12 protein-coding genes are annotated in these 12,301 nt (G+C 60.7%); 9 read left to right on the forward strand and 3 right to left on the reverse strand.

The genetic code is table 11. The features are described 5' to 3' along the window. Positions 1–3 precede the first annotated feature (3 nt). From HMPREF2617_RS00605 to HMPREF2617_RS00620, 4 genes are read left to right on the forward strand one after another with little or no spacing between them, the layout of a single operon-like run. Complete coding sequence (locus tag HMPREF2617_RS00605; RefSeq protein ID WP_070615017.1) at positions 4–930, forward strand: ABC transporter ATP-binding protein; 927 nt, start codon at positions 4–6, stop codon at positions 928–930. Positions 931–934: 4 nt separating this feature from the next. Beyond that, positions 935–1,723 (forward strand): ABC transporter permease, encoded by a 789-nt coding sequence (locus tag HMPREF2617_RS00610; RefSeq protein WP_070615016.1) that lies wholly within the window; start codon positions 935–937, stop codon positions 1,721–1,723. 45 nt (positions 1,724–1,768) lie between these two features. Then, positions 1,769–2,722 (forward strand): COX15/CtaA family protein, encoded by a 954-nt coding sequence (locus HMPREF2617_RS00615; RefSeq protein ID WP_070423133.1) that lies wholly within the window; start codon positions 1,769–1,771, stop codon positions 2,720–2,722. Position 2,723: 1 nt separating this feature from the next. Further along, on the forward strand, positions 2,724–3,701 hold the full coding sequence (locus HMPREF2617_RS00620; RefSeq protein ID WP_070839044.1) for a quinone oxidoreductase family protein: 978 nt from the start codon (positions 2,724–2,726) through the stop codon (positions 3,699–3,701). A 10-nt stretch (positions 3,702–3,711) separates the two neighbouring features. Here the strand turns inward: HMPREF2617_RS00620 and HMPREF2617_RS00625 are convergent, their stop codons facing one another. Beyond that, a complete protein-coding gene (locus tag HMPREF2617_RS00625) occupies positions 3,712–4,629 on the reverse strand; it encodes a heme o synthase (RefSeq protein WP_288870091.1) in 918 nt (305 codons plus the stop codon). 182 nt (positions 4,630–4,811) lie between these two features. Here HMPREF2617_RS00625 and tkt point away from each other — a divergent pair, with 182 nt between their 5' ends. From tkt to pgl, 5 genes are read left to right on the forward strand one after another with little or no spacing between them, the layout of a single operon-like run. Next, positions 4,812–6,956 (forward strand): transketolase, encoded by a 2,145-nt coding sequence (gene tkt, locus HMPREF2617_RS00630; RefSeq protein WP_083323146.1) that lies wholly within the window; start codon positions 4,812–4,814, stop codon positions 6,954–6,956. A 6-nt stretch (positions 6,957–6,962) separates the two neighbouring features. After that, positions 6,963–8,054, forward strand: coding sequence for a transaldolase (gene tal / locus HMPREF2617_RS00635; protein ID WP_070839046.1), 1,092 nt, complete (start codon positions 6,963–6,965; stop codon positions 8,052–8,054). A gap of 1 nt (position 8,055) precedes the next feature. Continuing rightward, positions 8,056–9,573, forward strand: coding sequence for a glucose-6-phosphate dehydrogenase (zwf, locus tag HMPREF2617_RS00640; protein WP_070423129.1), 1,518 nt, complete (start codon positions 8,056–8,058; stop codon positions 9,571–9,573). A gap of 22 nt (positions 9,574–9,595) precedes the next feature. Beyond that, positions 9,596–10,516, forward strand: a complete 921-nt coding sequence (locus HMPREF2617_RS00645; protein ID WP_070839048.1) for a glucose-6-phosphate dehydrogenase assembly protein OpcA — start codon at positions 9,596–9,598, stop codon at positions 10,514–10,516. Then, positions 10,513–11,211 carry a 6-phosphogluconolactonase gene (pgl, locus tag HMPREF2617_RS00650; RefSeq protein WP_070423127.1) on the forward strand — a complete coding sequence of 233 codons (699 nt, stop codon included), beginning with the start codon at positions 10,513–10,515 and terminating at the stop codon, positions 11,209–11,211. Before HMPREF2617_RS00645 ends, pgl begins: the two co-directional genes overlap by 4 nt. Before the next feature lie 7 nt (positions 11,212–11,218). On the opposite strand, the gene secG is transcribed toward pgl, so the two are convergent. Further along, complete coding sequence (secG, locus tag HMPREF2617_RS00655; protein WP_070423126.1) at positions 11,219–11,455, reverse strand: preprotein translocase subunit SecG; 237 nt, start codon at positions 11,453–11,455, stop codon at positions 11,219–11,221. Between the two features lie 67 nt (positions 11,456–11,522). Further along, positions 11,523–12,296 carry a triose-phosphate isomerase gene (tpiA, locus tag HMPREF2617_RS00660; protein ID WP_070615009.1) on the reverse strand — a complete coding sequence of 258 codons (774 nt, stop codon included), beginning with the start codon at positions 12,294–12,296 and terminating at the stop codon, positions 11,523–11,525. Positions 12,297–12,301: the final 5 nt, after the last annotated feature.

A 12,301-nucleotide genomic window follows, 5' to 3' on the forward strand; every position in this document is an offset into this window, starting at 1 on the left:
GCCATGAGTGATCTTGCTCTTGAAGTCGACAATGTCGTCAAGGAGTACGGCGAAAAGCGGGCTGTCGACGGGCTGACGTTTACCGCGCGACGTGGTGAACTTTTGGCACTGCTCGGCCCGAATGGTGCCGGCAAAACGACGACGATTGAGATGTGCGAGGGGTTTACCACACCAACCTCCGGGTCTATCCGGGTGCTTGGCATCGACCCTGTTACGCAACCGCAGAAGGTCCGTGACCGCATCGGCATCATGCTGCAAGGGGGCGGATCCTATGCGTCGTTGAAGGTTCGCGAGATCCTGCAGCTCGCTGCGCGGTACAACACCAATCCTCACGACCCGGACTGGCTTATAGAGCTGCTCGGGCTTGAAGGCGTAGCGAAGACCACGTACCGCCGCCTGTCGGGCGGCCAACAGCAGCGACTGTCGCTCGCGCTCGCGATGATTGGTCGCCCAGAACTAATCTTCCTCGACGAACCCACTGCAGGCATGGATGCCCAGTCGCGCCTCGCAGTATGGGACATCATCCAGGCGATGAAGCGTGACGGCACCACTGTGCTCCTTACCACCCACTTGATGGACGAAGCGGAAACGCTCGCCGACGACGTTGCGATCATTGACCATGGCAAACTCGTCGCCCAAGGCTCCCCAGCGGAGTTGACCAGTCATGAGGAGTACCCGGTTGTTGCTGTCCGCACGGACCGTAAGCTCGATGTGCACCTGCTTAACGACGAACTCCGAGCGCTCGACATTACCGCCGAGGCAGTCAGCCCTCAGCGCTACCGAATTCTTGGCGCCGGTTCCCCGGCCGTCATCGAAGCGCTTGCGCGAAGTGCTGCCCAGCAAAACGTGCTGATCCGGGATTTGTCGATGTCGCACCGCGACCTTGAGGACGTCTTTTTGGATATCACCGGACGAGAGTTGAGGAGCTAACGCAATGACCACGCAAGCCCAGACCACCGACCGAGCTCTTACCCCTGGTATTTTCACGCCGAACCCGCAACGTGCATCACTTGCACAGATGGCACTGGCACAAGGCCGCGTTGAAGCAAGGCTGATGCTGCGCCACGGCGAACAGCTCCTCGTCAACCTCATCATCCCTGCTGCGGTGCTCATCGCAGCCACGCACATACCGATGTTTGGCGACGACACCGACTTCAACGCACTCGTTCCGATGGTGTTTGCTGTTGCTGCTACCTCGGCTGGCTTCACGGGCCAGGCGATTGCCCTTGCGTTTGATCGTCGATACGGAGCGCTCAAGCGCGTGGGCGCCTCGGGCGTGCCACCATGGACCATTGTCGCCGGGAAAATCTTCGGTGTTCTCGCCACCGTTTTGGTACAGATCGTCGTCCTCGGCGCGATTGCCCTATACCTGGGCTGGCGAGTTTCGGTCGCAGGCGCTGGATTCGGCCTGATTACCCTGCTGTTCGGCGTGGCGGCGTTTACCGCCATGGGACTACTGATGGGCGGCACGTTGAGCTCCGAGCTAGTCCTTGCGCTGGCAAACCTGATCTGGATTGCGTTCATGGGCATTGTTGGATGGGTGGTCTATTCCGGAGACCTTTCTAGTGCCGGTGTTTGGAATGCTGTGCCCACGGTCGCGCTAGCCGGCGCTTTGGCAGATGCTGTTGACCTGCGTTTTAACGTGTCGGCTTGGGTCTCGCTCGCAGTATGGACTGTCCTAGCGATCATCGGGGCGGTGCGCCTGTTCCGCTTTGACGACTAACCGCGATACACTCAAGCCGTTATTCATCCGAAAGTTGGAGAAGTTTTGTCGACCACCACCGCCCAGCCAAAGTCCCAAAGCCGCTTCAAAGAGGCCTGGCAAGATCCCTCACTCCACCTGCAGCGCGTTCTCGGCATGGTGCTGCTCATCTGCCAAGGTGGCATTACGGTCACCGGCTCGCTTGTCCGCGTGACCGGTTCCGGTCTCGGTTGCGACACCTGGCCGCTGTGCCACGAGGGCTCACTCGTGCCGGTTGCGGGCGCTGCACCTTGGATTCACCAGACAATCGAGTTTGGTAACCGCCTGCTCGCCTTCGTCGTCGCCGCTGCCGCAGTCCTTGTCCTAATTGCGGTATACAAAGCGAAGCGCAGCGACGCAATCAAGACGATGGCTTGGGTTTCCTTCCTCGGCGTTGTTGTCCAGGCCGTCATCGGCGGCATTTCAGTACGCCTCGACCTGCAATGGTGGTCCGTCGCGGTGCACTTCCTGCCGTCGATGCTGCTCGTGTGGGTTGCGGCAGTGCTCTACATGCGCATCGCAGAAACCGATGCGGCCGAGCCGACGCGCCGCTTCCCCGCGCATGCTCAGACCTGGACTGTCATCGCCGCCGTCGCGCTCTGCTTTGTCCTCGTTACCGGCACTATGGTTACCGGCTCGGGTCCACACTCGGGTGATTCCGGTGTTGGCATGGAAGGTCGTCTCGACCTCGACACCCGGATGCTCGCCTATGTCCACGCCATCTGCATGTACGTCTACCTCATCGCAACCTTCGTCGTCGCTTTCATCTTGCGCCGCTCTGATGCCCCTGCAGACGCAAAACGAACCGTCTGGGTGCTCATTGCATTGATTTTTGTGCAGTGGGCCATCGGCGTCATCCAGTTCAGGATGGGTGTTCCACGCTGGACAATCCCAGCCCACATCGGCATGTCATCAACGGTCGTAGCATTTAGTGCATTCCTTTTCGCACACGGAAAGCGTCGTTTGCCTACGCTAGTGTGACATGAAGGCAATTCTTGTTACCGAACATGGCGGCCCGGAGGTACTCGAATACACCGAGATCGCCGATCCCGTTCCAGGCGAGGGGCAATTGCTTATCGACGTCGACTATGCCGGCGTCAACTACATAGACACGTACTTCCGCTCCGGAACGTACGCCTCTGAGCCTCCCTACGTCCCCGGCACCGAAGGTTGCGGCCGAGTGGTCGACGACCCATTGGGGGAAATCGCGCCGGGTACGCTCGTCGCTTGGCACGACGCTCCAGGGTCCTACGCAGAGAAGGTTGCCGTCGACCGCAACCGTCTCGTCGCAGTGCCGGAAGGCGTGCAGCCCGAGGTTGCGGCATCCATGCTTCTACAGGGGATGACCTCGCACTACCTTCTCCACGGTGTTCGAGATACCAGGCCGGGAGACACCATGGTCATCACTGCTGGCGCCGGTGGCGTCGGCCTTATCCTGACCCAGATGGCTGCGGCGCTCGAAACCACGGTTTATTCGATTGTTTCTAGTGACGAGAAAGAGGATCTCGCGTACAAAGCCGGAGCGACCAAGGTGTTCCGCTACGGAGACAAGGGCTCCGCTCTCGCAGAGGAAATCAAGGAAGCCAACGGTGGCAAGGGCGTCAACGTGGTCTACGACGGCGTTGGCAGGAACACTTTCCAGTTTGCCCTTGAGGTCACAGGTCCGCGCGGCCTCGTGTGCTCCTTCGGTTCCGCGTCGGGCGACGTGGAGCCGTTCAAGATTCAAGAGTTGAACCAGCACGGAGCACTGTTCCTCACCCGCCCCTCGCTGAAGCACTACGTTGCCACAGACGAGGAGTTCCTCATGCGCGCACAGGCAGTTGTCCGTGCGATCGAGGACGGCACCGTCAGGATGCGCGTCCACCCGCCGTATGAGCTCAAGAACGCCCGCAAAGCCCATGAGGATCTGCAGGCGCGTAAGACCACAGGTTCTGTGGTGCTCAAGATCGAGCGGGATTAATCGAGCGGGATTAGAAGAGCAGTTCTCCTATAGTCTCCCAGCCAAGCACGGCGTCAAAGGACAGACCGAGGAACAGGGCCGCGAGGTAGTTGTTCGACAAGATGAACAGCTTTAGCGGCTTGACCTTCTCGCCTCGCACGATGCCGTTGTGCAGCTTGGTCGCCATGACGAGGAATGCGACACCGGATACCACGGCAATCACGAGGTAAATCCACGACGCAGCCGGCACGAGGCCAAACGAGACAATGACGGTCAGCCAGGAGTACAGCACGATCTGACGGCTGGTTTCTTCTGGCGAGGCCACCACCGGCAGCATCGGCACATTCGCACGCGCGTAGTCTTCCCTGTACTTCATTGCTAGCGCCCAGGTGTGCGGTGGCGTCCAGAAGAAGATGATCAGGAACATCACGATGGCCTGCCACCAGTGGTCTGGCGTTCCGTCGGTGACGTTGTCGCGGATCACGGCCCAGCCGACGAGCACCGGCATGCAGCCAGCCGCGCCGCCCCAAATCACGTTTTGCCACGTGCGGCGCTTGAGCCACTTCGTGTAGACGAAGATGTAGAACGCGTTGGTCAAGATGATGAAGAACGCCGCCAACCAGGACTTACAGAGCAAACCAAGCCACAGCACACTGATGATCAGCAGTGCCCATGCAAAGATGGCGGCCTTTTGCTTGGTGATCTTGTGACGGACCAGCGGGCGGGCGCGCGTACGCCCCATTTTCTGGTCGATGTCGTAGTCGGCCACCATGTTGAACGTGTTTGCGGCGCCGGCACCCATCCAGCCTCCGAGGAGAGTTGCGAAGACGAGCCAAACGTGAACTTCGCCGCGGTCAGCCTGGAGCATCGCCGGGATTGCGGCGACCAGGAGTAGTTCAATGACCCTCGGCTTCGTCAACGCGAAATATGCCTTAATGGTCTCCAACAACTCTCTCCTTTTTATTCTTCAGGTGGCGCAGGGCACTCATACCTTTGGACGATGGTAGCCGTTCCCCCACTGTAGGCACGAATCGAACACGCCATAAGGGTCACGCAGTATGCTCTTGGGAGACCTCATCAGACTCAACTTAAGCGAGGAATGAAGTGACGCTGCCCCCCGAGCTGCAAGCCATGACTGTCCGCAACTACCCGTCGGATTGGACCGATACTGACACTCGTGCAGTTGATACTGCCCGCGTGCTGGCGGCCGACGCGGTGGAAAACTGCGGGTCCGGACACCCGGGTACGGCGATGTCCCTGGCGCCGCTCGCCTACACCCTGTTCCAGCGTGTGATGAATGTTGACCCGTCCGACAAGGATTGGGTTGGCCGCGACCGTTTCGTGCTATCCAACGGCCACTCGTCGTTGACCCAGTACGTGCAGCTTTATCTCGGCGGTTTCGGCCTCGAGCTGCAGGACTTGAAGGATCTGCGCACCTGGGGTGCAAAGACGCCGGGGCACCCGGAGTACAACCACACTGACCATGTGGAGATCACTACGGGTCCACTCGGCCAAGGCCTTGCCTCCGCTGTGGGCATGGCAATGGCTTCTCGACGAGAGCGCGGCCTCTTCGACCCTGAGACGCCTGCTGGCGAGTCCCCGTTCGATCACTACATCTATGCCATCGCCGGCGACGGCTGCCTCCAAGAAGGCGTTACCGCAGAGGCATCTTCGCTTGCAGGTACCCAGCAGCTGGGCAACCTCATCTTGTTCTGGGACGACAACCGGATCTCCATTGAGGACGACACCCAAATCGCGTTCACCGAAGACGTGATGAAGCGTTACGAGGCCTACGGTTGGCAGACGCTGACCGTCGAGTCGGGCGAGGATGTCGTGGCAATCGAAGCAGCCGTCGCAGAGGCGAAGGCCGAGACCACGAAGCCGACCATTATCCGTGTGAAGACCGTCATCGGCTACCCGGCCCCGAACCTGATGAACACTGGTGCTATCCACGGCGCAGCTCTCGGCGCGGACGAGGTAGCTGCGGTGAAGGCTGAACTCGGCTTCGATACCGACGTTCACTTCCCTGAGGAAGCCGACGTGATCAACCACACCCGCAAGCTGCGTGAGCGCGCAGCCGAAAAGCGTGCCCAGTGGGATGAGAAGTTCAACGCCTGGGCTGCGGCAAACCCGGAACGCAAGGCGCTGCTGGATCGCCTCACTGCCCGTGAGCTGCCTGCGGATTGGAAGAAGGACTTCCCCACTTGGGAACCGGATGCCAAGGGCCTAGCTACCCGAAAGGCTTCTGAAGCTGCGATCCAGGCTGCGGCCGCTATGCTGCCTGAGCTCTGGGGCGGTTCTGCGGATCTTGCTGGTTCCAACAACACCCTCATTAAGGGCGAGCCGTCGTTCGGTCCTGAGTCGATCTCTACGGAGATGTTCACGGCGAACCCGTACGGCCGCAACCTCCACTTCGGTATTCGTGAGCACGCGATGGGCGCTGTCATGAACGGCATTGCCTTGCACGGTGGCACTCGCGTATACGGTGGCACCTTCCTCATCTTCTCTGAATACCTCTACCCCGCCATCCGCGTTGCCGCACTGTCCGGCATCGATGGTTACTACGTGTTTACGCACGACTCGATCGGCCTCGGCGAGGACGGCCCAACTCACCAGCCGGTGGAGACTCTGGCTGCGCTGCGCGCCATCCCGGACGTTGCCGTGATTCGTCCGGCAGATGCGAACGAGACTTCTGCTGCGTGGATCGCCGCACTCGAGGCGAAGGAACAGCCGAAGGCCCTGGCCTTGTCGCGCCAGAACCTGCCGGTGCTCGAGGGCACCAAGGAGAAGGCGTTCGACGGTGTCGCCCGCGGCGCTTACGTCCTGGTTGAGGGTTCGAAGGAGACTCCGGACCTGATCATCATGGCGACCGGCTCCGAGGTGCAGTACGCGGTTGAGGCCGCCAAGGTGCTCGAGGAAGATGGCACCGCAACGCGTGTGGTTTCCGTGCCGTCCATTGATTGGTTCATGGAACAGGACGACGACTACATCGACGCTGTTTTGCCTCGCGAGGTCAAGGCCCGTGTGTCTGTCGAGGCAGCAACCTCCATGCCGTGGTTCCGCTTCCTCGGCGAGTTCGGCCGCGCTGTGTCGCTGGAGCACTTCGGTGCTTCTGCCCCGGGCGCGGAGCTCTTCGAACGCTTTGGTTTCACCACCGACAACGTTGTCCGCGTCGCCCGCGAGACTCTTGCATGCGTGCGAGATAACCGCAGCGTGCCAACGAGCCAGCGTGTTGGCGACACCGAGTCCGAACCAACCCGCGGCGACGGAAAGTAGGAGTGCATGACTGCTATCGACGATCTGTACAACGTAGGCACGTCAACGTGGCTGGATGACCTGTCGCGTGAACGCATTGCTACCGGCAACCTCGCTGAAGTGAAGGCATCGAAATCGATTGTCGGCGTAACCACTAACCCGGCGATCTTCGCTGCGGCGATGAGCTCGGGCACACACTACGACGAGCAACTCGCCGAGTTGAAGGCTGCTGGATCTGCTGCTGATGCAGCGGTTTACGCAATGAGCGTCAAGGACGTTCAAGATGCGTGCGACCTGTTCCGCGATACGTTCGAGGCAACGGGTGGCAAGGACGGTCGCGTGTCCATTGAAGTAGATCCTCGCTACGCGGCTGACGAAGCAAAGACCATCGCGCAGGCGAAGGAGCTCTGGAATCAGGTCGACCGGGAGAACTTGATGATCAAGATTCCCGCAACCGACGAGTCGCTTCCGGCCGTCACCGCCGCCCTCGCCGAAGGCATTTCGGTCAACGTGACGCTGATCTTCTCGGTAGAGCGCTACCAGCAGGTCATCGACGCGTACAAGGAGGGCATTCGTCAGGCTGCTGCGAACGGCCACGATGTCAGCACTATCCATTCGGTGGCATCGTTCTTCGTATCCCGTATGGATAGCGAGGTGGACAAGCGCCTCGAGATCATCGGCACCGACGAGGCTCTCGCGCTTCGTGGCAAGGCAGGCATTGCGAACGCCCGCTTGGCGTATGCACTGTTCCAAAAGGAGTTCGAGGCGGAGCTCATCGACGAACTGCCTAACGGCGCGAACAAGCAGCGTCCGCTCTGGGCGTCAACGGGTGTGAAGAACCCTGAGTACCCTGCGACGATGTACGTCACGGAGCTGGCCGGACCGGATACTGTAAACACGATGCCGGAGAAGACTCTTGACGCGGCGCTCGCGGATGGCGGTGTGCACGGCGACACGCTCACCGGCACCGAAGCTGTCTCCCGCGAGGTGTTTGCGGCGCTGCGTGAGGTTGGCATTGACGTTGAGGATGTCGTCGCCACGCTAGAGCGCGAAGGCGTAGAGAAGTTTGTGGACGCGTGGCAGGAGCTGCTCGATTCGATGACAGCTAAACTCGCCTAATGTGACTAACCCACTCCGTTCCCCTGAGGACAAGCGGCTGCCCAAGATCGCCGGACCTTCCGGCATGGTTATCTTCGGTGTGACCGGCGATCTGGCCCGCAAAAAGCTTCTTCCCGCGATCTATGATCTAGCGAATCGTGGCCTCCTCCCCGGCGGGTTCACGCTCGTCGGCTACGGGCGGAGGGACTGGACACAGGCTGATTTTCAGGCCTATGTCCGTGAAGCAATCGATGCGGGCGCGCGCACTAGCTTTCACGAGAATGTGTGGCAGCGCCTCGCTGAAGGTCTTCAGTTTGTCAAGGGCAACTTTGATGACGACGACGCCTTCGACGCCCTTGCGGCCACGTTGAAACGCAGCGACGCGGAACGCGGCACTGCTGGCAACTGGGCGTACTACCTGTCGGTACCTCCCGATTTTTTCGCGGATGTGATCCACCAACTTGATCGCAGTGGTATGGCCCACGCAGGTGAAGGCGAGTGGCGGCGCGTGATCATCGAGAAGCCATTTGGGCACAACGCGCAGTCAGCGCACCAGCTCAACGAGGTGGTAGGCGCCGTGTTCGACGAGCGCTCCGTGTTCCGCATCGACCATTATCTGGGCAAAGAAACCGTCCAAAATATTTTGGCCCTGCGCTTTTCTAACCAGCTCTTCGAGCCCGTGTGGAACTCGCACTACATCGACCATGTGCAGATCACCATGGCCGAGGACATCGGCCTCGGTGGTCGGGCGAGCTACTACGACGGCATCGGCGCAGCGCGCGATGTTATCCAGAACCACCTGATTCAACTGCTCGCGTTGGTTGCCATGGAGGAGCCGACATCGTTCTCGCCACGGCAGCTGCGCGCGGAGAAGCTTAAGGTGCTTCGAGCCACCACCGCTGTCGGCCCGTTCTCTGAGACGACGGCACGCGGCCAGTACACCGCGGGTTGGCAGGGCTCTGAACGCGTCGTAGGGCTGCGGGAGGAAGACGGATTCGATCCGAATTCGACAACTGAGACGTACGCAGCATGCACGCTAGAAATCGCGTCGCGACGCTGGGCTGGTGTACCGTTTTATCTGCGCACCGGCAAGCGCCTAGGCCGACGGGTGACCGAAATCGCGCTTGTCTTCAAACAACCCCCGTACCAGCCGTTTACAGAAGGCCAGACGGATTTGCTGACCAACAACGCAGTGGTCATCCGCGTCCAGCCCGACGAAGGTGTTCTCATGCGCTTCGGTTCGAAGGTCCCTGGTGCGGGTATGGAGCTTCGGGACGTGAACATGGATTTCCACTACTCGGAGGCGTTCACGGAACAGTCCCCAGAGGCGTACGAGCGTCTCATCCTTGATGCGCTGCTTGACGAGTCCAGCCTGTTCCCCACCAACGCCGAGGTGGAGCGCAGTTGGCAGATTCTGGATCCGGTGTTGGACTACTGGGCGGAACATGGCGCCCCTGAAGACTATGAGGCAGGCACCTGGGGTCCTGCGTCCGCTGATGAGATGCTTGCCCGCGAGGGCCGGGCGTGGCGTCGTCCGTAACGGAGCAGAAAGGGTTCGACGTATGATCATCGATCTTCCTAACACCACCACGAAACTGATTGAGACGTCACTCGCACGCGTGCGCGAGAGCCATTCGCTAGCTACCGGTCGCGTCCTGACGCTTTTGGTTGCGGTAGATGAAGACAGCGAGCTTCTCGATGACACCTTGTCCACCCTCCGGGACGCCTCTTTCGAGCACCCAGCACGTGTACTCGTGCTGGTCTCCGGCGACCCGGCTAAGGAATCGCGTCTCGACGCCCAAGTGATGGTTGCGTCTAACGCAGGCGCCTCCGAGGTCGTCGTCATGCATCTGCGCGGGGAATTGACGCAGCACCTCGGTGCGGTGGTGACACCCCTTCTGCTTCCCGACACCCCCGTTGTCTCATATTGGCCAGGCGCTGCTCCAAAACGGCCCTCCGAAGATCAGTTGGGACACATTGCGCAACGTCGCATTACCAACATTCGTGGTGCGAGCCGCGATGGATCGCTCGCGGAGTTGGCGGCAGGCTATACGCCCGGCGATTCCGATATGTTGTGGTCTCAAATCACTCCCTGGAGGGGAATTCTCGCTTCGGCGCTTGACCGGTTCCCTGAGCACACAATCACGGGTGCAGAGGTCGCCGGTGCTCCTGGAGACCCCAGCGTGGATCTTGCGGCCGGCTGGCTCGCTGACAGCCTCGATGTGGAGGTAACACGTTGCGATGAGCATATCTCCGGCTTCCCCATCGCCCACACCATCATCCACACTGACGGCGGCGATGTTGAAGTCGTTGCTGAGGGTGAGTACACGGTACGCATTTCGGTACCAGACATGGCTGACTCGCGCGTCGCAATGGGTGAGCGCACTGACGCCGAATGTCTTGCCGAAGAGCTTCGCCACCTCGGTCCCGATGCCATCTACGGCAACGCTTTGAACGGCTTAGGAAAGGTACGACACGCATGATTTATCCGAATCTCGAGGCTCTTATCGACGACACCGCCGCCGACGTTGCGGCCGTCATCCGCGACGCTCAGCGCTCTGGCGACGGCCGCGCTCGAGTGGTACTGACCGGCGGAACCGCGGGCATCGCTCTCCTGCGACGTCTGCGCACCGAAGCGATCGACTGGGCAAACGTAGACGTGTTTTTCGGCGATGAACGCAACGTACCGGTAGACCACCCCGAGTCCAACGAGGGCCAGGCCCGGGAGGCGTTGCTTGACCATGTCGACATACCCGAAGCGAACATCCACGGCTACGGGTTGGACGGTGGGCCCATGGATGCCGCGGTAGCGCGTTATGAAGCAGCCTTAGCGGAGTTTGCGCCGGATGGCTTCGACCTCCACTTGCTCGGTATGGGCGGCGAGGGTCACATCAACTCGCTGTTCCCTCACACCAGCGCCGTGCGCGAACATGATGCCATGGTCGTCACGGTTACTGACTCCCCCAAGCCGCCAGCCGAGCGGGCAACCCTGACCCTGCCTGCGGTCCAGTCAGCCGACCGTGTGTGGTTGCTCGTTTCCGGCGCAGAGAAAGCCGAGGCTGCCTCCCACGCAGGTGACGGTGTTACGGCAGCTCAGGATTGGCCGGTCGCCGGCGCAGTTGGGCGTAAAGAAACGGTCCTGCGCATCACCGAGGATGCAGCAGGACCGTTGAACTAATTCGCTGTTAGGACGCGAACGTCTGGATCAGGTTCAGACCGATGATGCAGGCGATCCAGATGATCGCCATCAGCACGGTCACGCGGTCCAGGTTGCGCTCCACGGTGGTGGAGCCGGACAGGTTCGCCTGAACGCCGCCACCGAAGAGGCTGGACAGACCGCCGCCCTTGCCTTTGTGCAGCAAGACGAACACGGTCATGAGGATCGCCGAAATCACCAGCACGATCTCGAGAGCAAGAGCCATCTGCGATACCTTTCCAAATCACATTGGTGCAAACTCTGTTGAGCCTACACCACTTTCTGGTGGGAACTTACATCGACGCGTTCGCGGCAGCGGCAGCAAGCTTCGCAAACTCCTGGCCATCCAGGGAGGCACCGCCGACGAGTCCACCGTCGACGTCGGGCTGGCCCACGATCTCTGCGACGGTGTCCGTTTTCACCGAACCGCCGTAGAGGATGCGGACCTGCTCGGCTGCGTCGTCGCCCGCAAGCTCACGGACAAGTTCACGGATGCCGTGGCAGACCTCTTGCGCGTCCGCGGCGGAGGCTACCTTGCCAGTACCGATTGCCCAGACGGGCTCGTAGGCGATGACGACCTTGGACGCATCCACACCAGCTAACGACTCACGCGTTTGCTTGACCACGAAGTCGAGGTGGTCGCCCGCCTCGCGGACCTCGAGTGGCTCGCCGACGCAGACGATTGGCGTGATGCCGTGTTCAAGCGCCTTCTTCGCCTTGGCAGCGACCTGCTCATTGGTTTCGCCGTGGTACTCGCGACGCTCCGAGTGGCCGACGACCACCCAGGTGCAGCCGAGCTTCTCCAGCATCGCGGCAGAAATGTCGCCGGTGTACGCGCCGTTGTCGTGCTCAGACACGTCCTGCGCGCCGTAGGTGATCTGGAGCTTGTCGCCTTCCACCAACGTCTGGATTGAACGAAGGTCTGTGAACGGGACGGTCAGGGCGATATCGACTACCTCGTAACCATCCTTCGGGAACGCGAAGACAAGCTTCTGCGCGCTCTGGATCGCCTCAAGGTGATCGTGGTTCATCTTCCAGTTGCCCGCGATGAGTGGTGTACGTGCCATGGATA

It is taken from the genome of Corynebacterium sp. HMSC070H05, from assembly GCF_001837615.1.
Lineage (GTDB): Bacteria > Actinomycetota > Actinomycetes > Mycobacteriales > Mycobacteriaceae > Corynebacterium > Corynebacterium coyleae.

Bases quoted from the DNA above. Each gene is read 5' to 3' on its own strand.
- HMPREF2617_RS00605 (WP_070615017.1), top strand. From the start codon at position 4: ATGAGTGATCTTGCTCTTGAAGTCGACAATGTCGTCAAGGAGTACGGC.
- HMPREF2617_RS00610 (WP_070615016.1), top strand. From the start codon at position 935: ATGACCACGCAAGCCCAGACCACCGACCGAGCTCTTACCCCTGGTATT.
- HMPREF2617_RS00620 (WP_070839044.1), top strand. From the start codon at position 2,724: ATGAAGGCAATTCTTGTTACCGAACATGGCGGCCCGGAGGTACTCGAA.
- tkt (WP_083323146.1), top strand. From the start codon at position 4,812: ATGACTGTCCGCAACTACCCGTCGGATTGGACCGATACTGACACTCGT.
- tal (WP_070839046.1), top strand. From the start codon at position 6,963: ATGACTGCTATCGACGATCTGTACAACGTAGGCACGTCAACGTGGCTG.
- HMPREF2617_RS00645 (WP_070839048.1), top strand. From the start codon at position 9,596: ATGATCATCGATCTTCCTAACACCACCACGAAACTGATTGAGACGTCA.
- pgl (WP_070423127.1), top strand. From the start codon at position 10,513: ATGATTTATCCGAATCTCGAGGCTCTTATCGACGACACCGCCGCCGAC.
- secG (WP_070423126.1), bottom strand. From the start codon at position 11,455: ATGGCTCTTGCTCTCGAGATCGTGCTGGTGATTTCGGCGATCCTCATG.
- tpiA (WP_070615009.1), bottom strand. From the start codon at position 12,296: ATGGCACGTACACCACTCATCGCGGGCAACTGGAAGATGAACCACGAT.